This window comes from Pseudomonas sp. IC_126 (assembly GCF_004331835.1).
Lineage (GTDB): Bacteria > Pseudomonadota > Gammaproteobacteria > Pseudomonadales > Pseudomonadaceae > Stutzerimonas.
Map to the genome: position 1 here is coordinate 226,311 of NZ_SJSS01000006.1, position 23,105 is coordinate 249,415.

Annotated in this window: 18 protein-coding genes and 3 pseudogenes; 12 read left to right on the forward strand and 9 right to left on the reverse strand. The window is 56.9% G+C overall.

Translation table 11 applies throughout. The features are described from left to right. The first annotated feature begins 195 nt into the window (after window positions 1–195). The 3 genes from E0D86_RS18330 (at window position 196) to E0D86_RS18340 (ending at window position 3,997) form a co-directional block, all read left to right on the forward strand. Window positions 196–1,362 (forward strand): iron-containing alcohol dehydrogenase, encoded by a 1,167-nt coding sequence (locus tag E0D86_RS18330; protein ID WP_131651470.1) that lies wholly within the window; start codon window positions 196–198, stop codon window positions 1,360–1,362. A 5-nt stretch (window positions 1,363–1,367) separates the two neighbouring features. Then, on the forward strand, window positions 1,368–2,870 hold the full coding sequence (locus tag E0D86_RS18335) for a CoA-acylating methylmalonate-semialdehyde dehydrogenase (RefSeq protein ID WP_131651471.1): 1,503 nt from the start codon (window positions 1,368–1,370) through the stop codon (window positions 2,868–2,870). A 362-nt stretch (window positions 2,871–3,232) separates the two neighbouring features. Continuing rightward, window positions 3,233–3,997: an IclR family transcriptional regulator gene (locus tag E0D86_RS18340; RefSeq protein WP_131651472.1), complete on the forward strand. Its 765-nt coding sequence runs from the start codon at window positions 3,233–3,235 to the stop codon at window positions 3,995–3,997. Between the two features lie 221 nt (window positions 3,998–4,218). Here the strand turns inward: E0D86_RS18340 and rep are convergent, their stop codons facing one another. The 4 genes and pseudogenes from rep to E0D86_RS18360 all read right to left on the reverse strand — a co-directional run. Next, window positions 4,219–6,228: a DNA helicase Rep gene (rep, locus tag E0D86_RS18345; protein WP_131651473.1), complete on the reverse strand. Its 2,010-nt coding sequence runs from the start codon at window positions 6,226–6,228 to the stop codon at window positions 4,219–4,221. A gap of 105 nt (window positions 6,229–6,333) precedes the next feature. Beyond that, window positions 6,334–8,307 (reverse strand): choline BCCT transporter BetT, encoded by a 1,974-nt coding sequence (locus E0D86_RS18350; protein WP_131651474.1) that lies wholly within the window; start codon window positions 8,305–8,307, stop codon window positions 6,334–6,336. 216 nt (window positions 8,308–8,523) lie between these two features. Next, window positions 8,524–8,997: pseudogene (locus E0D86_RS18355) on the reverse strand (ATP-binding protein); the annotation flags it as partial. 157 nt (window positions 8,998–9,154) lie between these two features. Continuing rightward, window positions 9,155–9,310, reverse strand: a pseudogene (locus E0D86_RS18360) (integrase core domain-containing protein); the annotation flags it as partial. A 244-nt stretch (window positions 9,311–9,554) separates the two neighbouring features. Here E0D86_RS18360 and E0D86_RS18365 point away from each other — a divergent pair. Then, entirely contained in the window at window positions 9,555–10,157 is a 603-nt protein-coding gene (locus E0D86_RS18365) for a DUF6088 family protein (RefSeq protein WP_256681268.1), read from the forward strand. A gap of 513 nt (window positions 10,158–10,670) precedes the next feature. Here E0D86_RS18365 and E0D86_RS18370 read toward each other — a convergent pair. From E0D86_RS18370 to E0D86_RS18380, 3 genes and pseudogenes are all read right to left on the reverse strand, one after another. After that, a pseudogene (locus tag E0D86_RS18370) lies at window positions 10,671–10,871 on the reverse strand (type II toxin-antitoxin system HigA family antitoxin); the annotation flags it as partial. 545 nt (window positions 10,872–11,416) lie between these two features. Then, window positions 11,417–12,064 (reverse strand): BPSL0761 family protein, encoded by a 648-nt coding sequence (locus tag E0D86_RS18375; RefSeq protein ID WP_131651476.1) that lies wholly within the window; start codon window positions 12,062–12,064, stop codon window positions 11,417–11,419. Between the two features lie 4 nt (window positions 12,065–12,068). After that, window positions 12,069–12,833, reverse strand: a complete 765-nt coding sequence (locus tag E0D86_RS18380) for an NAD-dependent protein deacylase (RefSeq protein WP_131651477.1) — start codon at window positions 12,831–12,833, stop codon at window positions 12,069–12,071. A 751-nt stretch (window positions 12,834–13,584) separates the two neighbouring features. On the opposite strand from E0D86_RS18380, the gene E0D86_RS18390 reads away from it, so the two are divergent. Continuing rightward, on the forward strand, window positions 13,585–14,052 hold the full coding sequence (locus E0D86_RS18390) for a helix-turn-helix domain-containing protein (RefSeq protein WP_131651478.1): 468 nt from the start codon (window positions 13,585–13,587) through the stop codon (window positions 14,050–14,052). 272 nt (window positions 14,053–14,324) lie between these two features. Next, window positions 14,325–14,633 (forward strand): hypothetical protein, encoded by a 309-nt coding sequence (locus E0D86_RS21690; protein ID WP_131651479.1) that lies wholly within the window; start codon window positions 14,325–14,327, stop codon window positions 14,631–14,633. 445 nt (window positions 14,634–15,078) lie between these two features. On the opposite strand, the gene E0D86_RS18405 is transcribed toward E0D86_RS21690, so the two are convergent. Continuing rightward, window positions 15,079–15,759, reverse strand: a complete 681-nt coding sequence (locus E0D86_RS18405) for a heavy metal response regulator transcription factor (protein WP_131651480.1) — start codon at window positions 15,757–15,759, stop codon at window positions 15,079–15,081. 386 nt (window positions 15,760–16,145) lie between these two features. Here E0D86_RS18405 and E0D86_RS21695 point away from each other — a divergent pair, with 386 nt between their 5' ends. The 6 genes from E0D86_RS21695 (at window position 16,146) to E0D86_RS18435 (ending at window position 21,675) form a co-directional block, all read left to right on the forward strand. Further along, window positions 16,146–16,355 (forward strand): co-regulatory protein PtrA N-terminal domain-containing protein, encoded by a 210-nt coding sequence (locus tag E0D86_RS21695; RefSeq protein WP_131651481.1) that lies wholly within the window; start codon window positions 16,146–16,148, stop codon window positions 16,353–16,355. A gap of 639 nt (window positions 16,356–16,994) precedes the next feature. Next, window positions 16,995–18,848 (forward strand): copper resistance system multicopper oxidase, encoded by a 1,854-nt coding sequence (locus tag E0D86_RS18415; RefSeq protein ID WP_131651482.1) that lies wholly within the window; start codon window positions 16,995–16,997, stop codon window positions 18,846–18,848. 24 nt (window positions 18,849–18,872) lie between these two features. Next, window positions 18,873–19,163 carry a hypothetical protein gene (locus E0D86_RS18420; RefSeq protein WP_177493068.1) on the forward strand — a complete coding sequence of 97 codons (291 nt, stop codon included), beginning with the start codon at window positions 18,873–18,875 and terminating at the stop codon, window positions 19,161–19,163. Further along, a complete protein-coding gene (locus E0D86_RS18425; protein ID WP_131651484.1) occupies window positions 19,153–20,151 on the forward strand; it encodes a copper resistance protein B in 999 nt (332 codons plus the stop codon). Before E0D86_RS18420 ends, E0D86_RS18425 begins: the two co-directional genes overlap by 11 nt. Before the next feature lie 9 nt (window positions 20,152–20,160). Further along, the gene (locus tag E0D86_RS18430) at window positions 20,161–20,970 is read left to right on the forward strand and encodes a cytochrome c (protein ID WP_131651485.1); all 810 of its coding nucleotides are present in this window, start codon (window positions 20,161–20,163) and stop codon (window positions 20,968–20,970) included. A gap of 375 nt (window positions 20,971–21,345) precedes the next feature. After that, window positions 21,346–21,675 (forward strand): four-helix bundle copper-binding protein, encoded by a 330-nt coding sequence (locus E0D86_RS18435; RefSeq protein ID WP_131651486.1) that lies wholly within the window; start codon window positions 21,346–21,348, stop codon window positions 21,673–21,675. Between the two features lie 351 nt (window positions 21,676–22,026). Here E0D86_RS18435 and E0D86_RS18440 read toward each other — a convergent pair whose 3' ends face one another. Then, complete coding sequence (locus tag E0D86_RS18440; protein WP_131651487.1) at window positions 22,027–22,482, reverse strand: DUF305 domain-containing protein; 456 nt, start codon at window positions 22,480–22,482, stop codon at window positions 22,027–22,029. Window positions 22,483–23,105: the final 623 nt, after the last annotated feature.

The window sequence follows — 23,105 nt, forward strand, 5'->3', positions numbered from 1 at the left end:
CGAGTCTTATATTGGGAAAAAATGTCTCGTTTTATCTTGAATGTTGGTCGATCTGCTTCTAGTCTGGCTTCGAGGCGAGCCGTCCCCAATAACAAACGAGACCCTGAGTCTCCCCGTGCAATCGTTCGTGCAAGTGCTTTATCTGGCGGATACACGTCGTGATAGAGCGCTTCGCGAGGCCCACCGGAGAACACTATGAGCCATCGCATCGTCCTGCCGCGCCTGATGGAAGTCGGCGCCGGCGCTAGTCAGCAGATCGTATCCGTGCTGCATAACCTCGGCTGCAAACGCCCGCTGATCGTCACCGACCGGATGATGGTCGAGCTGGGCTACGTGGCGCGGATCAGCGAGACCCTGGCCAAGGCCGACATTCCCAGTGACTGCTTCGCCGATACGCTGCCGGAGCCGACCGCGGCGTCGATTCATGCCGGCGTCGAAATGGTGCGCCAAGGCAACTATGACTCGATCATCGCGCTCGGCGGAGGCAGTCCGATCGATTCGGCCAAGGCCATCGGCATCCTCGGCAAGTTTGGTGGCGAGATGCGCGACTACCGCTTCCCGCGCGATGTCAGCGAAGCCGGCCTGCCGCTGATTGCCATCCCCACCACCGCCGGCACCGGCTCGGAAGCGACGCGCTTCACCATCATCACCGATGAGACCAGCGACGAGAAAATGCTTTGCGCGGGCCTCGGTTTCATGCCCGTCGCCGCGCTGATCGACTACGAGCTGACCCTTTCGCTGCCGCCGCGGGTGACCGCCGACACCGGTATCGATGCGCTGACCCACGCCATCGAGGCCTACGTCAGCCGCAAGGCCAGCCTCTATAGCGATGCCCAGGCGCTCGAAGCCATGCGCCTGCTGGCGCCCAACTTGCGCGCGGCCTACCACGAGCCGGGCAATCGCAACGCCCGCGAGGCGATGATGCTCGGTGCGACCCTGGCTGGCATCGCCTTCTCTAATGCCTCTGTGGCGCTGGTGCATGGCATGAGTCGCCCGATTGGTGCGTTTTTCCATGTGCCGCACGGTCTGTCCAACGCCATGCTATTGCCGGCAATCACCGCGTTTTCCATTCCCTCCGCACCCGAGCGTTATGCCGACTGCGCCCGGGCCATGGGCGTGGCGGGTGAGGACGACAGCGTCGAAGTGGCCAACGAAAAGCTGCTGACCGAACTGCGCGCGATCAACAAAGAGCTGCAGGTGCCAAGCCCTGAGCAGTTCGGCATTACCCGAGAGCGCTTCTTCGAGCTGCGCGAAACCATGGCGAATCAGGCCCTGGCCTCGGGTTCGCCGGGCAACAACCCGCGCGTGCCCACCGAAGCAGAAATCATCGACCTCTACGAAACCGTCTGGAACCAGGAGTGAGCCCCATGCAGACCCTCGGCAACCTGATCAACAACGAGGCCGTCGCTAGCCGCTCCGAACGCCACGCGACCGTCTACAACCCGGCTACGGGCGAGCCGCGCCTGTATGTTTCGCTGTCTTCGGCGGACGAAACCCGCGAGGCCATCGCCGCCGCACAGGCCGCTTTCGAAGGCTGGTCGAAGACGCCGCCACTGGTGCGCGCACGGGTGATGTTCCGCTTCAAGACGCTGCTCGAAGCGCGTCGCGATGATGTGGCTCGGCTGATCTCGCTGGAACATGGCAAGGTCTTCTCCGACGCCCAGGGCGAAGTCACCCGCGGGCTGGAAGTGGTGGAGTTTGCCTGCGGCATTCCACACCTGCTCAAGGGCGAGTTCTCGTCCAACGTCGGCCGCGACATCGATTCCAACTCGCTGATGCAGCCGCTGGGTGTTTGCGTCGGCATCACCCCGTTCAACTTCCCGGCCATGGTGCCGCTGTGGATGCTGCCGGTGGCCATCGCCTGCGGTAATACCTTCGTCCTCAAACCATCGGAAAAGGATCCGAGCGCGACCATGCTGCTCGGCGAGCTGCTGGCCGAAGCCGGACTGCCGGCCGGCGTGCTGAACATCGTCAACGGTGATAAGGAAGCGGTGGACGTGCTGCTCACCGACGAGCGCGTGCAGTCGGTGAGCTTCGTCGGCTCGACACCGATCGCCGAGTACATCTACACGACCGCTTCGGCGCACGGCAAACGCTGCCAGGCGCTGGGCGGGGCGAAAAACCACATGGTGATCATGCCCGACGCCGATCCGCAGCAGGTGGTCAGCTCGCTGATGGGCGCCGCCTACGGCTCGGCCGGCGAGCGCTGCATGGCGATTTCCGTGGCGGTCTGCGTCGGCGACGAGGTGGCGGACAACCTGGTCGAGATGCTCAAGGGTGAAATCGCGCAGCTGCGCACCGGCCCAGGCACGGGCGTCGAACCCGAGCCGCAGATGGGCCCGTTGGTCACCCGCGAGCACCAGCAAAAGGTCAGCGGCTATATCGACCTCGGCGTGGAAGAGGGTGCGACGCTGGTCTGCGATGGGCGTGGCATCAAGGTCGAGGGCTACGAGAATGGCTTCTATGTCGGCCCGACGCTGTTCGATCGCGTGACGCCGCAGATGCGCGTCTACCAAGAGGAAATCTTCGGCCCGGTGCTGGCGGTGGTGCGAGTCAGCTCCTTCGACGAGGCGCTGAAGCTGGTCAACGACCATGAATACGGCAACGGCACCTCGATCTTCACCCGCGACGGCGATACCGCGCGGCAGTTCGAAGAGCGTGTGCAGGTCGGCATGGTCGGCGTCAACGTACCGATCCCGGTGCCCATGGCGTTCCACTGCTTTGGCGGTTGGAAGCGTTCGGTCTTCGGCCCGCTGAACATGCACGGTCCGGACGGCGTGCGCTTCTTCACCCGGATGAAGACGGTGACTCGGCGCTGGCCGACGGGTATCCGCGCTGGCGCCGATTTTTCGATGCCGACGATGAAATAAGGTGGGGGAATCGCCGTAAGGAGGGCGGCCGTAGGGTGGGCTTCAGCCCACCGATTGGCAGTGGCAAAGCGTAACTGCTGACGAAGCGCGCTCGTTCTGATTCGCTTGCCGATTCGAATGTTGCGCGCAGCTGGTGGGCTGAAGCCCACCCTACGGGTGCGGCGTCTAAGCGAACCCGATAGTGATGGCAGTTCCCTCTGTAGGGTGGTCGGGCGGCGTTCCGCTTCAGCCCACCGGCGTGTAACCCATCGTTCGGCCCAAACGGACCGGCTCAATGGGGTCAACGGTTGCGCTGGTGGCGCCGGTCGATACACTCGCGTCGCGCCATGGCGCGCTTTATTCCTTCAACGACAGGGCAGGTGATGCGCAGTACCCCCCGTGAAAAAGGCTCTTCCATCACCCGCGTGCTGGAAATCATCGAAGCGGTGGCTAGCGCTGCGGAACCACTGACGCCCAGCGCCTTGGCGGAGAAGCTCGATATTCCCAAAGCCAGCGCCCATCGGCTGGTGCAAACGCTGGAGAAAGAGGGCTTCCTGCAATTCGGCCTGCGCGGCGGCTTGCTGCCGGGCGACCGTCTGCACGCCACTGCGGTGAACATCCTTGGCAGCGGTCGGCACAAGGCGTTGCGCCAGGCGATCCTGCGCCAGCTGTCGGAAGAAATCGGCGAGACCTGCGGACTGTCCGTGCCCGATGGCCTGGACATGCTCTATTTCGACCGTGTGCAGACCAACTGGCCGTTGCAGATCAACCTGCCCATCGGCAGCCATACGCCGCTCTGGTGCACCGCCAGCGGCAAGCTTTACTTGGCGTCGCTGCCCAACGAGCAACTGGAGCGAATCCTGCCGCGTCTGCCGATCCGCCAACTGGCACGCAATACCATCACCGACCTCAGCGCCCTGCGCGACGATCTTGCGCGGATTCGCGAAGAGGATCTGGCCACTGATTCGGAGGAGTTCATCGACGGCATGGTCGCCTGCGCCGTGCCGGTGCGGGACGCACGCGGCGAGCTGAAGGCCTGCCTGTTTACCCATGCCCCGGTGATCCGCTGCGCGATGGAGCCGCTGCTGAATTTCGTGCCACGCCTGCGCGCGGCGGCGAACGAGCTGGAAAGCATCGTCAGTGGTTGATGGGCGGATCAATGGAACGCTGCGCGGCTTCCACTGGCTGTTTCGATATACGAGTTGCGCCTTCGCAACCCGGATTACACCTTCGGCTAATCCCAGGCTACGGTTTCAGCGGTTTCTAGCGCCGTAGGGTGGGCTTCAGCCCACCAGTAGCAGACGATAGTGGTTGTTGGCGTAGCTTTAGGTGGTTGGTGGGCTGAAGCCCACCCTACAGCATGCCGCCTTTATCGCTTCAACATCGCCCGCATCGCCGCCAGCGCGTCGTTGCCGCGCGCCGCTTTGACTTCCACCGGCGCGTCTTCCTGGCCTTCCCATTCCAGATCTTCCTGAGGCAATTCGTCGAGGAAGCGGCTGGGCATGCATTCGATGATTTCGCCGTACTGCTTGCGCTTGGCGGCGAAGGTCATGGCCAGGTTCTGCCGTGCGCGGGTGATGCCGACGTAGGCCAGGCGGCGTTCTTCCTCGATGGTGTCGGCCTCGATGCTGGAGCGGTGCGGGAGGATTTCCTCTTCCATGCCGAGGATAAATACGTACGGGAATTCCAGCCCCTTGGACGCATGCAACGTCATCATCTGCACGCCCTCGGCGCCTTCTTCCTCTTCCTGCTGGCGTTCGAGCATGTCGCGCAGCACCAGCTTGGCGATGGCTTCCTCGATGGTCATCTCGCCTTCTTCGTCGCGCTCGAGGGTGTTCTTCAGCGCATCGATAAGGAACCAGACGTTGCCCATGCGGAAGTCCGCGGCCTTGTCGCTGGAGGTCTGGCTGCGGACCCAGGTCTCGTAGTCGATGTCCATGACCATGCTGCGCAGCGCGGCGATGGGGTCGTTCTGCGCGCACTGCTGGCGCAGGTTGTCCATGTAGCGCTTGAAGCGTGAGAGGCGGTCGGTGAAGCGGCTGTCCAGCAGCTCGCCCAGGCCGATTTCGTCGCAGGCGGCGTACATGGAAATCTTGCGCGCGGTGGCGTAGTTGCCGAGCTTTTCCAAGGTGGTGGAGCCGATCTCCCGGCGCGGTACGTTGATCACGCGGAGAAAGGCGTTGTCGTCGTCGGGGTTGACTAGCAGGCGGAAGTAGCTCATCAGGTCCTTCACTTCCTGGCGGCCGAAGAAGCTGGTGCCGCCGGACAGGCGATAGGGAATCTGGTGATGCTGCAGCTTCAGCTCGATCAGCTTGGCCTGGTAGTTGCCGCGATAGAGGATGGCGAAGTCGCTGTAGGGCCGCTCGGTCTTGAGGTGCAGCGTGAGGATTTCCATCGCCACGCGCTCGGCTTCGGCTTCCTCGTTGCGGCAGCGAATCACACGGATCGGGTCGCCATGGCCCATTTCCGACCACAGCTGCTTCTCGAAGGCGTGAGGGTTGTTGGCAATCAGCACGTTTGCGCACTTCAGAATGCGGCTGGTGGAGCGGTAGTTCTGCTCGAGCATCACCACTTTCAGCGAGGGGAAGTCATCCTTGAGCTGCATCAGGTTTTCCGGGCGGGCGCCGCGCCAGGCGTAAATCGATTGGTCGTCATCGCCCACCACGGTGAAATGCGCGCGTTCCTGCACCAGCATTTTCACCAGCAGATACTGGCTGGCGTTGGTGTCCTGATATTCGTCCACCAGCATGTAGCGAACCTTGTTGCGCCACTTCTCCAACACTTCGGGGTGATCCTGGAAAAGCTTCACCGGCTGCATGATCAGGTCGTCGAAATCCACCGCGTTGTACGCCTTGAGCGTGCGCTGGTAGTGGGTGTAGACGATGGCGGCGGTCTGCTCCTTGGGATTGCGCGCGCTGCCCAGTGCCTCCTCGGGCGTGATCAGGTCGTTCTTCCAGCTGCCGATGTAATTCTTGATCTCGTCGACGCCGTCGTCGCCCGAGTATTCCTTCTGCATGATGTCGGTCAGCAGCGCCTTGATGTCGCCCTCGTCGAAGATCGAGAAGCCCGGCTTGTAGCCGAGTTTGGCGTATTCCTTGCGGATGATGTTCAGGCCCAGGTTGTGAAAGGTCGACACGGTGAGCCCGCGCCCTTCGCCGCCGCGTAGCAGGCTGCTGACGCGCTCCTTCATTTCGCGCGCGGCCTTGTTGGTGAAGGTCACGGCGACGATGTATTGCGCGCGGATGCCGCACTGCTGGATCAGGTAGGCGATCTTGCGGGTGATCACGCTGGTCTTGCCGGAACCGGCGCCGGCGAGCACCAGCATGGGGCCGCCGACGTAGTTCACGGCTTCCTGCTGCCGGGGATTGAGTCGGGACATGGTCGTTCGGGTGTCTGAGGGCGGGGCGGGAGTTTAACAGGCCGGAGCTGCCACTACGCACGGTGGAGCGATGAAGCGCGATCCACCGTGCGAAGCAGCTTGCGGCTACCGCACCATATGCAAGAAGTGCATGTGCTTCTCGTACTGATCGAGGATGTCGCCGATCACGCCTTCGCGGCTCCAGCCCATGACGTCGTAGTCCTGGCCGCCTTCCTTGAGGTGGACTTCGGCGCGGAAATACTTACGTTCGCCGGGCTCGTCGTCTTCGTTGCTGGGCACGAAGCTCGGCATCGCATAGGCGCGGGGGCGTATTTCGTAGATGAAGTCAGGCTCGCCTTCATGGGTGATTTCGATGCGGACGCGGCGGTCTTCGCCTTGTTCGACGGTTGCGCCGTAGCCTTGTTTGCGAATCTCCTCGGCAACTGCTTCACAGGCGGGACGAGCCACGTCGGCGATGAAGCGCACCACGTCGGGGCGTCGTGGAAACTTCGTCAGATTGCTCAAGCGTCGCTGCCAGTCGCTGTAGGCGCGCGGCGTGGTCGGTGAGGTGGTGATCGCCTGGTAGCGCAACCCCTGTTTGGTGGCATCCAGGCGCAAGGCCTTGAGCAGGCCCCACATCGAGCACAGCAGCGCGAGGGTGAAGGGCAGGGCGCTGGCGATGGTGGCGGTTTGCAATGCGGTCAGACCATCGGCCAGCAGCAGCGCGATAGCCACCGCGCCCATGGAGCCGGCCCAGAAGACCCGCTGCCAGACCGGCGTGCCTTCCTGGCCGCCGGACGCGAGCATGTCCACCACCAGCGCACCGGAGTCCGCCGAGGTGACGAAGAACACCACCACCATGACGATTGCCACCAGTGAAAGCACGGAGGCGAACGGGAAATGTTCGAGGAAGGCGAACAGGGCCAGTGAGCTGTCGCGGTCGATGGCCTCGCCCAGACTGGTCACGTGTTCCCAGAGAATCATGTGAATGGCGGTATCGCCGAACACGGTCATCCACAACAGGGTGAAAGCGGTCGGCACCAGCAGCACGCCGGCGACGAACTCTCGAATCGTCCGGCCACGGGAAATGCGCGCGATGAACAGCCCGACGAAGGGCGACCAGGCCAGCCACCAGCCCCAGTAGAACAGGGTCCAGCCACCGATCCAGTCGTTCGGCTCGTAGGCGTAAAGATTGAAGGTGGCGGTAACGATCTGCGAGAAGTAATTGCCGGTGTTCTGCACGAAGGTCTGCAGGATGAACACCGTCGGGCCTGCTATCAGAACCAGCAGCATCAATAGCGCGGCAAGAGTCAGGTTCAATTCCGAAAGCCGCCGCACGCCCTTGTCCAGGCCGGTGACGACGGAGATGGTCGCCAACAATGTCGTGGCGACAATCAGGCCGATCTGCACCGGTACGGAAATGGGCAGGCCATACAGATGGTTGAGGCCGGTATTGATCTGCGTGACGCCCAGCCCCAACGAGGTGGCGACGCCCAGCACGGTGCCGATGATGGCGAAGATATCCACGGCATGGCCGATGGGGCCGTAGATGCGCTCGCCAATGAGCGGGTAGAGCGCCGAGCGCAGGGTCAGCGGCAGATCATGGCGATAGGCGAAGTAGGCCAGAATCATCGCCACGATGGCATAGACCGCCCAGGCATGCAGACCCCAATGGAAGAAGGTGATCTTCATCGCCTCGCGCGCGGCGGCAACCGTGCCGCCTTCACCAACGGGCGGCGAGAGGAAGTGCATCACCGGCTCGGCGACGCCGAAGAACATCAGGCCGATGCCCATGCCAGCGGAAAACAGCATGGCGAACCAAGTCAGGCTGCTGTAATCAGGTTCACTATGATCGGGGCCGAGCTTGATATCGCCGTAACGGCTCAAGGCGACGATCACCACCATCAGCAGGATGATGGCCACCGCCAGGATGTATAGCCAACTGAGGTTGGCGATGATCCAGGCCTGGACGTCGCCAAACAGCGTTTGCGCATGTTCTGAAAAGGCAACGCTATAGATCACCAGCGCGAGAATCAGTACGGCAGAGCCGAAAAAGACGGGAGGGTTGATGGTGGAAGAGGAAGACTTTTTGGCCTCCATGCTGCGCTCCTTGATACCGAAAGGGAGTGGGCCGCCTGTGGCGAAAGGGGGTGCACTCTAACATAGCGACCGTCGTCCGACCGGGCGAAGGGCCGTCGCCACGAGGGCTTACAGGATGTGACCGCACAATTCGGCGTATTGCGGCACGCTTCTGCCAAACCGTGATTCGCCTGTCGGAACCGCACGGTGAAACCCATCCAGCGGCCGCATCGCGCCTCAGGATGCCTGGCTACCCGGCCGGTATTGCAGCGCTTCGGCCAGGTGCCGGCGGCCGATGAACGCATCCTGTTGCAGGTCCGCCAAGGTCCGCGCGACTTTGAGAATCCGGTGCGCCGCCCGCAGTGAAAGCCCGAGTCGCTCACAGGCGCGCTCCAGCCATTGCTGGTCGTCGGCCTGCAGTTGGCAATGAGTGCGCAATCCGGTGAGATCGAGAAAGGCGTTCGCGCAGCCCTGACGGGCCAGTTGAATGCGCCTTGCCTGAGCGACCTGCTCAGCGACCACGGCGGTATTGTCGTTGGTTGCGGGTGGCGCGTTCAGCGCGGTGGCTTCGCGTGCAACGGTGAGGTGTAGGTCGATGCGATCAAGCAGTGGGCCTGAGAGCTTGCCTCGGTAGCGCTGGATCTGATCCGGCGAGCAGCGACAGCGGCCACTCGGATCGCCCAGGTAGCCGCAGGGGCAGGGATTCATCGCTAGGGTTTTCAAGGCTTTTTCATAGGAAAATGAACCTAGCAGCTGCTCCCACTGCGAGTGACGTTTCGAACTCGACTTGGCCTAGGCCCGCTTGAGTTGCGCGGGGAGAATGTAGTCAGGTGTACTTGCCCCTCCCAAACCGGACACCGCATCCCCGTTAAGTTGATGTTGCGGTCAGCCGCCTAAACTCCCGAGGCGAACGGTACTTCAGGGCGCTGTGCGGATGCTCTTCGTTGTAGTAGTCGAAAGCAATCTCCAGGTTGCGTAGTGCTGTCAGCCGATTCGGCCGCGGCATGTGAGCGATGTAATCGCGTGTGTGGAGCGATAGCATCAAAGTGTCTCTCGGAAACTCACTGCGTTGTGTGAGTGCTTATAGTGCTGAGGACTATATCTCGAGCAGCCTGGGTGCCTACCATGGCCATCGTTTTGATCTGAAGTATTAGCAGCGATACGGCGACAAGCGGTGTCAATCAGATGGATAAGCCATTGATGTATATGGTAAATATTCGCAAAAATAACGTTATCATCAGCTCTTAATTTTGAATTGAGAGGTCGTTATCTCAATATCAGCAACCATTTCGAGTCGAATCAAGCGTATGAAAAAGGGTAAGCCTTTTTCTGGCGCAGTGTTTGCGCAGGTCGGCTCCCGAGCGGCGGTCCATAAAGCACTTTCCCGACTGGTGCAGTCGGGCTTGCTCGAGCGGGTTGTTCGCGGCGTCTACATGCGGCCAAAGCAAAGCAAGTACACCGGTGGTAGGGTTCGCGCCAGCCCGCTGAGTGTCCTAGACCTTATTGCGAAGGCAAACGGCGAGACGCTTCAAATGCACGGCGCGGAGGCCATTCGGAGGCTGGGCCTGAGCACGCAGATGCAGGTGTTACCAACCTTGTACACCAGTGGTTATACGCGCGAAATAAGAATTGGCAACGCAGTGGTTCGACTTAGACATGTCTCAAGTATTCGCCTGCAGCATGCCGGAACGAAAATAGGAATGGCGCTCACCGCCCTTTATTACATCGGGAAAGAAGGGCTGTCTGCCCCCGTGGTTTCCAAGATTACCAGCACGCTGAGCAGCGAAGAATTGTCCAACCTCCAGGCCTGTAATATGCCGGAATGGATGCGGTCGGCATTGAAGCTTGGCAATAACGAGCATAACACTTGAAATGTGATGCCGTTGTCGTCCAGTTTTTCGAGCACAGGAGGCATGCGCTCCGAACGTCTTGGCCAAACACGGCTGTTGAATAAGCTCATTCGCACTGTTTTCTCAGGCTAAGACGCTGAAACGGGTCATGCGTGCTCTAGCCGCAAAGGGGCGAAACGGGTGAAAGCGGCTAACCGGCCAGAGGACCGGAACTGGTAACACTATTCAGCCATTTCTGGGGCGCAATGGATCAGACTTCGACGAGACGTGATCGTAAACCACCAAGGCAACCGTGACCGGAATCGGTGAGCGCCCTGCGATGTGGGCTCATGGGGTCCGGATTTTGTATATCGCAGATTCGCAGACCATCCAGGCGCAACCGACCGGAATTTTGTGTACGCTCCGCCGTCGCCGCACCGGATTTCGCCAACGCTAGACGAACACCCGAAGTGCACGGTGGGCAAACTATGCGTTCAGGCGAAACAGCCGGCTCTTGTCGCCATAAAGTGATCAGGCTTAACGGCGTATTAGCCGCTGGTCCATACGAAATTTCAGGGCCTCGATTGGATCAGATGGCGGCAGCGGATAGTGTTGGCGTTCGTATTTCTCGATCAGCATCGCCAGTACTCCCAGCTCCCTGCCCTCTGAGCTATCGATGTCAGCACCCCAAAGTTGCGTCAAGCGCGCTAAGGCGGCGGTTAGCTCATCATCGGAACGAATCGGCTTAATGTTCAAGAGCTGTCTCCACATAAATCTGGTCGTATCGCGCAAGGGTCCCTACTGATCTGGCAAATTCAAGCTATCGTCGTAGCGCGCCTGAATGTCCAGCGAATGTCCCTGCGCGCCGTTCTCTGTTTCTATGGCACCGCGTGGCTGAGCAAAACGTCGGCTCCCACTAAACAAGTAACCAGCACAGGATGCATTGGCCAATATTTGTTCGTTAGCAAGGACAGCTCTTCTCTACGCCGCTCTTCAAGCCTACCTACTAACCAGATATCGCCAGCTTGGGGGTAATGTCTTTAGAAGGCGTTTAGCCCAGAGGCGTATCGATTCAGGCAAGGATGGTCCCTGGACAATTCTTCTAAGAACTCACGAATGCGGCCAATAGCGGCCATGCGTTCTTCAACCATGGACATGGTGGTGCCCCTGAATTGCGGTCCGCAGGCGGACTACATGTGACGTGCGAACTCGGCGTCGCCAAGGGCTCCTTGAGTTGCGGGAGAAACCAGTCAGGCGTCAATAGCCAATCAATGCGTGGTGGCAAGCAGTTCCTTACGGGCTTAATAGATTCCGTACTCAATCTTCGTCAACAAATCCATGACAAGCGCATACCCTTCTCGGCTCAGCAGGAGCGCGCAGGGCTGGCGTTTGCCGAGACCTAACGCGGGTTTTTCTATCCAATCCTCAGCGAGGTCAAAAGATCCAAGGACTTCACTTGCATACGCCAACGCCTGTGCTCGTCGTATAACAAAATATTGGTAATCCGGATGCAGGCACGCTCCATGAACCCTTGCGATAGGCCGCAGGAGTTGAGCAGCCCATTGAAAAAAATCTTCGCTCGCTGGCTCAACTCGGACTGGCTTATTTGCTACTACCACTCTCTCACTCAGTGCAAGCACCTTAGCCTGCGACCCGTTACCAGGCTGCTCATCCTGCCCTTGGGCGTCGCTGAAAAATGTTTCGCAACAAGGCCAAACGGCGAGGACTGAAGGAAGCAAAACGGCGTTGTCGGAAAGCTGTGCAATTTCTTGCTGTCTGAGCATTTCCAGCCGTCCAGCGCTCCAAATTTCCTGCGCGCTAGGGTAGTGACGAAGCAGCTGTTTGGCTCGCTTTCGAACAAGGTCGGGCAGATTTTTGTCTTTAGCAAGATCAGCCAAAAACTCGCCTGCACTGACCATGCTGTTAGCTCGTTCACGAGGCATAGTCATCGTGCTATGCCCCGCTAGCCATAGCTGCGAATAGCTGTGGAAGCACCTCTGAAGCTCGGCCTATGAGCATGAGCTCATTTGAGTTGCCAAGCCCCACATCAAGCGTGTTCACATGAATAACGGTTGAGCCAGCAGACAAAGCGATGTCCGGTAGTTTCGCCGCAGGAAAAACAACCCCCGATGTGCCGACTGAAATTAGCACGTCACAATCTTTTACCAACGACATCGCTGATTTCCAGGCATCTTTCGGCAGATTTTCGCCATACCAAACCACTCCAGGACGTAGCCTTCCGCCACACCTGCCACATCGCGGAGGATCGATCAAAGCGCCTTCTTCAGGAACGATGTCTTCCACCTGAGCCATACCGGCTGGCCTATGACAAGCGAAGCACTTGGGAGTGTTTAGGTTTCCATGCAGATGCACTACATCCTGAGAGCCTGCTCTCTCGTGCAGGTCGTCGATATTCTGGGTGATAACCGAAACCTTTTTCCCCAAGCTGACCATGTTGTGCAACGCCAAATGCGCGGCATTGGGCTGAGCTTGCGCAGCTTGCTTACGCCGCCACAAATACCACCCCCAGATTAACTTGGGGTTTTCTCGAAATGCTTTCGCGGTTTCTAGCTCTTGCGGACTATACCGTTCCCACAATCCTGTCATCTTGTCTCTGTAAGTAGGAATTCCGCTTTCTGCAGAAATCCCAGCGCCGGAAAAGCAGACAATTTTGTGGGCGCTCGCCAACGCTTGAGCGGCTAGCTCGATATCTGGCATTGAGCTTCCTCCTAGGCCGGATATGGGTGCTCTCTATGAGCGTCAGAACAGCTGCAACGTTGTGGGCTTTACCGTACGGCGGCGTAAAGGAAGGGTTCGCTCATGTCCCAGACAGGGTTCGAAGTTTGGGGAGCGTGAGCGCGCAGATGCTGCTCCGAGTACAAGACACGAGTGGTTTTCTTTCTGCGGAGGTCCAGATTGCCCAACTTATACGAACCTGCCGACGTTCGATAAACCACTGCAGACTCACCTGTTTCTACGCCTTTGAACAAGACGATCTGCACCAGATCCTCCAAGCTCCAGATGTCTCTGCTGGTCACCGTTGGTGGGCATAACATCTGCAGCTTCTCAATGATTACGTCCTTGGCGAACTGAAGGTAATGTTGAAGTTCGAAGGCGCATCGAATTATGGCCGCGCGGTTGCGCCTGCCTGTATGAATTGAGGTAATCGTTGCCAAGAAGCAAGGACCCTCAATTTCACATTGCGGCATTGCGTGTACTTCGCGGCTCGCAAGGTCAAGCGCGTATATCACTAGTTGCTCCGTGGTGAGTGACGCGAGTTAGACAAGCCCAACGACGAGTTGCCGACGCGGGCTCCGCTCACCCAACGATGGGGCACAGTCCACGGAGCGGGCGATGCGATGGGGCCTAGACGTATAACTCAGACCCCCACTTATACATGTTATAGCCCAGCGATGTGGGGTGTCAAAGCATGGCCTTATGATCTCTTTTGTGGACGCACGGAAGAGAGATGGAGTATTTGGAGGCTCTTGGGCACACGCTAAGAGAAATTCGAGTCGATGCCGGGCTAAGGCGTGAGGATTGCTCTCGGGCGCTTAGCCGGGAGTATCTCGCCAGTGTGGAACGAGGACATCAAAGCATCTCCATTGTGAAACTCGCTTCGTTGTGTGAATGCTTAGGGGTTACCCCCAGCCTCGTGCTTCTTACTGTGGAAGCTCGCTTGGCAGCGTTGAGATTAGAGGAATATCAGGCAACGCAAGAGATACTGCTCAAGGAGTATGTTAGGGTCGGAAGGCTTCGTAGCGAGGCCGGCACAAGGGCTAATCAGGGGGTAAGAGGTCGGCGCGCTGAGCAAAACCGACGAGCCATCCAATCCCTGCAATCTGAGGGTCTTACCAAAGCAGAGATAGCTCGCAGGCTCGGATTGGGGACTACAACAGTAGACCGACATTGGCGCAAAGCCAGTGATATCGAATGATCTGATATGTTGCTTTCAGCCTGATGCCATATGAGATCGCATCCGCAGGATGCTAGCTTTGATTCGGCGGGCATGCCCAGAAAAGGGGAAATCTCACTCAATTCCGATCTAACCTTTTGACCCACAAGGGGATTCCACGCTCGAATATATGGGCGTGCCGATATACGCTACCCTCGTCAGTTCGAGGTAAATCTCCCGGGTCCCTTTTGAATGCCGCTTATATCGATTGATAAGTTGAGTGGCAGCCTAAAGCCATCCTCTCGTTGGAGCTGATGATCATGCGCCACGTTACTACCGAGCCGACGGAAACGACCTCAGACGTTACTTGCGACACTTGTTGCCAGAGCACACGCGTTGAGGGCTATGGCCACCAGTTCGGCTTTCTTCGAGCTTGCTGGGGGTACGGTTCAAAGCATGATGGCGAGCGCTATGAGATTCACCTTTGTGAATCATGCTTTTTCCGAACGCTGGCCATGCTTCGTCGCGAGCGAATGGTCAACACTATGTTCGATGATGAACTTGACACCAATCAGGATGAGTTTGGTTTGGTGCGAAAGGATGATTTCTGGGCCGAAGGTTGAATGCGCCGATCAGGCAGCGTTCACAGCCGCATGGTTGGTGGCTCAGCAGCTCTTGCAGGCTTTACGTCCGTTGAGCCACGATGCCGCCGATGACCGCATCCGCGGCGAGCCTTCAGAATTATTGCCTAAGCAGGTCTACGAAATAGAACAGCAACCTTTCTGGGCCTGATGAGCAGACTGACTAACTACACCATGGCTGATGAGCTTCGCGTAAAGCAGGCTCTCCATATGGCTGTCGCGACCGGTGATTTGCTTGCGGTCGGCAAAGATGGCAAAACTAAGCGCCGAACGGGCACTAGTATCAAATCCACTGACCTTTTGATAGCGCCCCGCAGAGCCCCCATCTTCTGTCTGCAGCCACTGAAGAAGTACAACTCGGAAGGCTAGGCTCGGCCAAGTGATCGAGCAGCTTGGTCCATCGCGAGAAGATAGAGACTATTACACCCTAGGCGTCTGGCGCGTCGATTAAATAGCCCATCCCACGAGCGGTTTGTATGAGCTTTGGCTCGAACTCATCATCAATTTTTGCTCTCAGCCGGCGTACCGCCACCTCGATCACATTGGTATCGCTGTCGAAATTCATGTCCCATACTTGGGAGGCGATAAGTGATTTTGAGAGCACTTCCCCGCGACGCCTAAGCAATAGCTCAAGGAGTGAGAATTCCTTTGCAGTTAGGTCTATGCGTTTCCCTGAGCGCGTAACCCGACGTCTCAGCAAGTCCATCTCAAGGTCGAGAAGCTTGAGTATCGTTTGGTTGGGGGCATGGCTGCCGCGGCGAAGCAACGTACGGATCCTGGCTAGCAGTTCGGAGAATGCAAATGGCTTGATGAGATAATCATCAGCGCCCAACTCCAACCCCTTTACTCGATCCTGAACCCCGTCTCGGGCGGTGAGAAAGAGCACAGGCACCTCATTACCGGCATCGCGAACTTTCTGCAAAACCTGCCACCCATCCAAGCCAGGCATCATCACGTCTAAAATGAGCAGGTCGTATGCGGTATGAAGTGCGTGCTGAGCAGCATCGGTCCCGTTCTCAACTCGATCGACCGTGAAGCCTGCCTCTGAGAGCCCCTGCTGTAGATAGGTGCCCGTTTTTGGCTCGTCTTCAGCGACAAGAAGCTTCATGAAAGTACTCCAGCTAGCGTTTAGAACAGTGTGCCATTGTTTGTGCGTGCAGCCAGTACCTTACAAAAACGTAATGCTCGCATCATCTGTTTGACAGCTTAAAGCGTTAACGTCTGCATCAGCAGTTGCTCCCATACTCTGCTCTTTGGGCTTTCCATGCTCCTTTGGCCTATCGGCGCCTAGATGGCGCCTTTTTTTTGCCGGGTGGAAACAAGACCTATTATTCGACACACGCAACCTGCACCGTTTGGTCTGCATTACTGACGAAACCGTAATGTCTAGATCAGGGTTCTGACAGGAACGCTCGGTTAGCTTAGACACAAGCCCAAGCCTCTGCTTATGGAGCTGCGCTGGGTCTTCCGTGTCTTCGAACGAGGTAACAAGTAATGAAAGTTTTCAGATCCCTTTCTGTACTGCTCGCCATCGCAGCAAGCTCTTCCTATGCAATGGCGGAAGGTGGTGGTGATCGTACCTTTGCTCGTATGGAGCAGGCTCGCCAAGTAGCTATCGCTAGTTATCAGGCTGACCAGAAGGACCAAGGCCAAGAGGTAGCCACAAAGGCATCTTCAGCGAAGCGCGCTCACGCTAATTGCTGAAGCGAAACCTTACGCAAAATTTGACCACGCGCCTATTTGAGCTATGGCAGCTTCTACGAATGTTGTAGCTGCCATGGTGTTGGCACTTGCAACATTTGTTGGAAGAACCGACGAAGCCGGTATTAGCTACGTTGAGCCTTGTCACGTGAAAGATGACCTAGCATCCCCGCACCAAGCAGATACGCCTTGTGTTGGCTAGTTAAAAATACAATCCATCTTCAATGGCTGAGATTGATAATTATTGAATCTCCTACCTTTGTTCGTGCCTGAAAAAGGCGCTAAAAGACTAAAGGAGCATCAAAAAACCCTAGAAAATCGCTCATTTCTGTCGGAGATGTGATTATTAAATCACATCATTTTTAAACGGCTCTTATCACGCCTGCGACTTAATGAAACCAATCTTAAGGTGGCCGGAATAATTATGGACGGAAGGCAGCGATTTCTTGGGCGCTTTCTGGTGCGCTTTAAGCTTACAAAAATGTAATCACGCCTCTTCCTCAGGTATGCCATCTTTACGATTTAAAGGCGAGTCGCTTGATAAGACAGACCGTGCGCGAGCTTCTAAGATCAATTAACGCTGGCAACACCACCCTTAGGGCTGGTTTCGGCTTAGCTCCTTAGCTTGATTGGAACGTACACATGCAACGTAAAACCTCTAGGCGAACCTTTGTTAAAGGCTTGACTGCCGCAGGCCTCCTTGGCGGTCTTGGCTTGTGGAGAGCTCCGGTCTGGGCAGTGAGTAGCCCCGGCCAGCCCAGCGTACTAACCGGCACGGAGTTCGATCTAATGATTGGCGAGACGCCGGTCAACATCACCGGCGCGGCCCGGACGGCGATGACTATCAATGGGACTATCCCTGGGCCGCTTCTACGTTGGCGTGAAGGGGATACCGTCACGCTGCGAGTCAGGAATAAGCTGAGCGAAGATACATCGATTCACTGGCACGGCATGATCTTGCCGGCCAACATGGATGGCGTGCCTGGATTGAGCTTCCACGGCATCGCTCCCGATGGCATGTATGTATATAAGTTTCAGGTTAAACAGAACGGTACCTATTGGTACCACAGTCATTCAGGCCTACAAGAGCAGCTTGGTGTCTATGGCCCGTTGGTCATCGATGCGAAGGATCCCGAGCCGTTTAGCTATGACCGCGACTATGTGGTGATGTTGACTGATTGGTCCGATGAGGATCCCGCTCGAATCCTTTCTAAGCTCAAGAAGCAGTCCGATTATTACAACTTCCACAAGCGCACTGTCGGAGACTTCATTAACGATGTGAGCGAAGACGGCTGGGCGGCCACGATTGCGAATCGGAAAATGTGGGCTCAGATGAATATGAGTCCCACCGACCTCGCCGACGTAAGCGGCTACACCTATACCTATCTAATGAACGGCCAAGCACCCGACGGGAACTGGACCGGGATCTTTAAGCCAGGTGAGAAGCTTCGTCTGCGCTTCATCAACGGCTCGGCCATGAGTTATTTCGATGTCCGCATTCCAGGGCTGAAGATGACTGTAGTCGCAGCCGATGGCCAATACGTCAATCCGGTTAGCGTCGACGAGTTCCGCATAGCAGTGGCTGAAACTTACGACGTGATTGTCGAGCCTGCGACCGAAGAGGCATACACGATCTTCGCTCAATCGATGGACCGCACCGGTTACGCCCGTGGCACGTTAGCCGTTGCCGAAGGGTTGAGCGCGCCTGTTCCAGAAACCGATCCTCGACCGCTTATTACCATGGAAGACATGGGGATGGACCACGGCAGCATGGGCGGCATGGCTGGCATGGACCACGGCGGCGGCATGCAGGGCGATATGGCCGCAATGGACCATAGCAACATGTCCGGCATGGACCACGGTGACATGCAGGGGATGGGTGGGATGGGCGCCATGTCCGGGATGGATCACAGCAAAATGGCTGGGATGTCTGGGATGGACCACTCTGCAATGGCTGGAATGGGCGCAGGTATGCAATCGCACCCGCCATCAGAGTCCAATAACCCGTTGGTCGACATGCAGACCATGAGCCCGACACATAGGCTGAACGATCCTGGCATTGGCTTACGCGACAATGGCCGCCGAGTCCTAACCTACGCTGACCTGAGAAGCACTTTCCCCGATCCGGACGGCCGTGAGCCCAGCCGGACGATCGAACTGCATCTCACCGGTCACATGGAGAAATTCTCCTGGTCATTTGACGGCATTGAGTTCTCTGATTCTGAGCCACTGCGTCTCAAATATGGCGAGCGGGTACGCATCACTTTAGTCAACGACACCATGATGACCCATCCCATTCACCTCCATGGTATGTGGAGCGACCTCGAAGATGAGGATGGGAAGTTCATGGTTCGCAAACACACTATCGACATGCCCCCAGGCTCGAGGCGCAGCTATCGAGTCACTGCTGATGCGCTAGGTCGCTGGGCCTATCACTGCCACCTGTTGCTTCACATGGAAATGGGCATGTTCCGCGAAGTTCGAGTGGACGAGTAAAGGGGATTTATCATGAGAACAACTATGAAGCGCAAAACTCTTATTGGCGGTGCCTTGATGTTTGGTCTTCTGAGCGCACTGCAAACATCTGCCGCGTTCGGAGGGGACGACCATGATCAGCATAAGCAGTCGTCATCCTCTTCGCAGAGTTCAGACAGCAAGCCGGCATCCCAGTCGCAAGAAACCTCTAGCTCACAAATGAGCCACGGCGACATGGATCATGGCTCGATGGACCATGGTGGGGTGGACCACGGCAAGATGAATCATGACTCAAAGGCTACTGGTACTGAGGTGGATTCTCACCATGACCACTAGAACTTCTCGCTTTGCTCTGATTGCGCTCGGAGTTTCGTTCAACGCTATGGTTGGAGGAGTAGCTAATGCAGCCGAGATGATGGATCACTCGATGCATCAAACATCGCCTACTCCACCAGCTCAAGCGCCTGCATCAGCTGCCAAGCCCGCTGCCATGGATAATGAATCCGGCGGGCAAATGGACCACTCCGCAATGGGGCATGGTGCCATGGACCATAGCAAGATGAACCATGGCCAGATGAAGCATGACGATACGCTCGAAATGCCTGGCATGGTTCATCCCTCGTTCATTCCCGTATTGACCGATGCGGATCGGGAAGCAGCATTCCAAGGGCTTCAGGGACATACGGTCCATGACAAGTATCTGGCCTGGTTCCTTCTGCTAGATCAGCTTGAGTACCAGAACGCAGATGAAGGTAGCACCCTCAGTTGGGAAGCTACCGCCTGGGTTGGTGGTGATATCAATCGGTTCTGGTTTCGCTCGGAAGGTGAGCGAACCAATGGCGTGACTGAAGACGCAGAGATCCAAGCGCTCTTCGGGCGTGCCATCAGCCCATGGTGGGATGTGGTAGCGGGGGTTCGCCAGGACTTTAAGCCCGAGTCGCCACAAACGTGGGCGGCTTTAGGCGTCCAGGGGATGGCTCTGTATAGGTTTGAGGCGGAAGCCACCGCCTTCGTTGGTGAAGGTGGCCAGACAGCAGCTCGCTTGGAAGGCGAATACGACATCCTCCTCACTAATCGATTAATCCTCCAACCAACTGCCGAGCTCAACCTCTACGGCAAGGACGACCCTGCGCGCGGGGTAGGCGCTGGCCTTGCGAACACCGAGGTGGGGTTACGCCTACGGTACGAAATCGTTCGTGAGTTCGCACCATACATCGGTGTCACGTGGAGCCGTGCGTACGGCAATACGGCCGATATGGCGAGAGATGAAGGCGAAGACGCAGATGAAGCGCGGTTCGTTGCTGGCATTCGGGTCTGGTTTTAAGGGTCTTCGATGAAACGAATGATTGTTAGCTTCGTTGCCTTCTGCGCATTAGGCCTTTTGGTTGTGGCCGGAGTTGTCTTCTCGGGGCTGATCAGTGTTGCCGCGGATGACCCTCATACGGGAGCCGTGCACACTTTCCTTGAAACTGCTCGCAATCGCTCGATTGAGGTTCGCTCCGACGATATAGCAGTACCATCCCTCGCCGATGAAGACCAGATCCGTGCCGGGGCGGGGAACTACGACTCGATGTGTGTGGGTTGTCATTTGGCGCCAGGCATAGCTGAGACCGAGCTAAGTAATGGCCTTTATCCCTCTCCACCCAACTTGGCTAAAGCAGGGATCTATGATGACCCAGCGAAGACGTTTTGGGTCATCAAACATGGCATTAAGGCCACTGGGATGCCTGCATGGGGTAAAAGCATGGCTGACCCATACATCTGGGGAATTGTGGCTTTTCTGCAAAAACTCCCTGACCTAGACGAAGGAGCGTATCGAGCGCTCGTTGCGTCTAGCGGTGGTCACCAGCATGGTGGTGGGGAGACCCCAGCAGGGCACGGTGAACAACACGGTGAGATGGCCTCGGACGACCATCATCAGGACGACAGTGGCGGCTCGGATCACCATGGCTCTAACAGCTCAGGTGAATCAACCGGCGAATCAGGCTCCGGTCATCATGGTAATAACGAAAGCGATGACCATCACGCTTCCGACGAGCCCCAGGCGGTAGAGCACAGCAATGGCAGTGATAGTACCGATGCGAAAGGCAAGCCTGCTTCGAAAACCCATGTGCACGCAGACGGGAAGCAACATGAGCACTAAGCGCCGGCATAGCCTGATGCGGTATTGACCGGGCTTCCAAGGAACCAGCTCAGCTAAGCTGAGACCGGTCCTAGGTCCAATGAATGCTGCTCCCCGTTGTCCCGACAGGGAGCCATCTCATATTTCCTCTAGCCTTCTAAAGCAGACTAGCGAAACCGGCCAGGTTATTAAGCGGTTTGGATCATTAGCGGACCCGTAGCTGCCCTCCCGCATATATTTCTCGTTTCAGGGAGAACCTTACAGCATTGTAATGAAGTTGATCGAAACGGGTTCGACATGGGCCTGTCGTATTTTGTGTGCCCGCTAACTCGCCGATGAGGTTTATTCTGCTAGCAGGCAATGACGACATACAACTATCGAACCCTGGAGAACGCAATGACAAATTCAATGTTCGCTTCCTGCATCCAAGCTTGTTCGAACTGTGCCCTGGTATGCGAAACATGCGCCTCTGCTTGCCTGCGCGAGGATGACGTCAAAATGATGGCTCGATGCATCGAGCTTGACCGCGATTGCGCGGACATCTGTAAGTTGGCTGCCACCCTGATGAGCCGCGAAAGTGAGTACGCTAAAGAATTCTGTGCCCTTTGTGCCAAGATCTGCCGAGCATGCGGGGAGGAATGCGCGAAGCACCAAATGGATCACTGCCAAGAGTGCGCCAAAGCGTGCATGAAATGTGCAGAAGAGTGTGAGCGCATGGCCGCTTAAAACACCGACCCGCTGCCCTGGTTCAGAGAGAAAATCTGTCTGTCAGGGTAGCGCTTATTCTTTTAATCTCGCCGAAAATCTTTTCCAACGCTTGGTGCTCTCACGTTCAGGATAAACCTATTATTCGCGCCCGCGACTGCCCATCGCAGGGATTGGCTGCGGGTCAATAGACGGAATGTCGGGCTTCCTATAGCGTCACGCGCGCTTACTGTTTCTTCAGGTAGGGGGGCACGCATTGTCGCTTATCCAAGCCTCACCACGAGCCGGGTCACCAGTGACCAGCAGAGCGAAGGTCATGATTGTTTCCAGGGAGGACGATCCTGGGCAAAGAAGGTGCTCGATACTTTTGTCTCAGTTGGCCTTCTCTAGAACATTGATCAGGAACTTCATTTCAGCGATTTCGCGGCGCTGAGCCTCAATGATTTCGTCAGCCAGTTTACGGACGCGAGGGTCTGAAATCTGAGCGCGTTCGCTTGTCATGATGGCTATGGAATGGTGAGGAATCATGGCCTTTATGTATTCCGTGTCGCCAACCGTTGCCTGGCTACGAACAAGCCACAGCGCAATAGCAAAAGCCGCTGCACTTCCTGCGAATATCGCAATGTTCACCGATTTCCGCTTATACATATTAAGCATGAATGTGAGCATTACTACTGCCATCACAGCGCCCATCACCAACGCCATCCAAGCGCGGGTCTCGCTCCATAGAACATGTTCAAACGCGTAAGTATTTAGATACATGACGCCAAACATGATAACCGTCGACGTCGCTACCATCGCAGCAAATCGCCAGTAAGACATTTGCATAAACTTATTCCTCTTTAATGGTGGGCTGCCGCTGGAACGCTTTCCCAAACTCAGCGCCCGTTGGCTTGTTTGAGGAATAGAGACCAGTCAGCTGGGTGTCACCTGACAACGGACAAGCCAAGAATGTTGAGGTTTCGATTTTTCAAGAAGCTTACAAAAATGTAATGATCTTCTGGTCATGCGCCCGCCAGCTTTGGGCCTATTTTTACAGATGAGCTACGCGTGCCGGCCCTACTTTAAGGCAGGCTAATAAAGTTGAATTAAATATAAGAATGCATACCCAACATGGGCTTGTACAGGAGGCGGCTGCGTAGAAAGCCAAGCAAACTAAGCTGGCCATATCATTGAAACGTAACTACCCGATTTAGGGAGTTAAAAGAACTATCACACCATTCTCGCGCAACAGACCGCACAAGACGAACTTAGGCGCGCGGCATTGACATTATTCTCGATGCTTACCGCAGGGCTAGTACTCGGACATTTGAAAGTATGTTCGTGTAGTGGTCAACCCATCCCGGACAGTGGGTTAAGTTTTTCTTCGGCCACCGCAGGCGGTAGCCCATCGTTGAATTGATGCGGCCTGATCCAGTTGTAGCGGTGCATCAGGTAATGACTGATGTCCC

Excerpts from the sequence above, each read along its gene's own strand:
- E0D86_RS18420 (WP_177493068.1), top strand. The coding sequence starts at position 18,873 with ATGAAGCGCAAAACTCTTATTGGCGGTGCCTTGATGTTTGGTCTTCTG.
- E0D86_RS18440 (WP_131651487.1), bottom strand. The coding sequence starts at position 22,482 with ATGCAAATGTCTTACTGGCGATTTGCTGCGATGGTAGCGACGTCGACG.
- E0D86_RS18415 (WP_131651482.1), top strand. The coding sequence starts at position 16,995 with ATGCAACGTAAAACCTCTAGGCGAACCTTTGTTAAAGGCTTGACTGCC.
- E0D86_RS21690 (WP_131651479.1), top strand. The coding sequence starts at position 14,325 with ATGATCATGCGCCACGTTACTACCGAGCCGACGGAAACGACCTCAGAC.
- E0D86_RS18390 (WP_131651478.1), top strand. The coding sequence starts at position 13,585 with ATGGAGTATTTGGAGGCTCTTGGGCACACGCTAAGAGAAATTCGAGTC.
- E0D86_RS18435 (WP_131651486.1), top strand. The coding sequence starts at position 21,346 with ATGACAAATTCAATGTTCGCTTCCTGCATCCAAGCTTGTTCGAACTGT.
- E0D86_RS18340 (WP_131651472.1), top strand. The coding sequence starts at position 3,233 with ATGCGCAGTACCCCCCGTGAAAAAGGCTCTTCCATCACCCGCGTGCTG.
- E0D86_RS18335 (WP_131651471.1), top strand. The coding sequence starts at position 1,368 with ATGCAGACCCTCGGCAACCTGATCAACAACGAGGCCGTCGCTAGCCGC.
- E0D86_RS18330 (WP_131651470.1), top strand. The coding sequence starts at position 196 with ATGAGCCATCGCATCGTCCTGCCGCGCCTGATGGAAGTCGGCGCCGGC.
- E0D86_RS18405 (WP_131651480.1), bottom strand. The coding sequence starts at position 15,759 with ATGAAGCTTCTTGTCGCTGAAGACGAGCCAAAAACGGGCACCTATCTA.
- E0D86_RS21695 (WP_131651481.1), top strand. The coding sequence starts at position 16,146 with ATGAAAGTTTTCAGATCCCTTTCTGTACTGCTCGCCATCGCAGCAAGC.
- rep (WP_131651473.1), bottom strand. The coding sequence starts at position 6,228 with ATGTCCCGACTCAATCCCCGGCAGCAGGAAGCCGTGAACTACGTCGGC.
- E0D86_RS18350 (WP_131651474.1), bottom strand. The coding sequence starts at position 8,307 with ATGGAGGCCAAAAAGTCTTCCTCTTCCACCATCAACCCTCCCGTCTTT.
- E0D86_RS18430 (WP_131651485.1), top strand. The coding sequence starts at position 20,161 with ATGAAACGAATGATTGTTAGCTTCGTTGCCTTCTGCGCATTAGGCCTT.
- E0D86_RS18425 (WP_131651484.1), top strand. The coding sequence starts at position 19,153 with ATGACCACTAGAACTTCTCGCTTTGCTCTGATTGCGCTCGGAGTTTCG.
- E0D86_RS18380 (WP_131651477.1), bottom strand. The coding sequence starts at position 12,833 with ATGCCAGATATCGAGCTAGCCGCTCAAGCGTTGGCGAGCGCCCACAAA.
- E0D86_RS18375 (WP_131651476.1), bottom strand. The coding sequence starts at position 12,064 with ATGACTATGCCTCGTGAACGAGCTAACAGCATGGTCAGTGCAGGCGAG.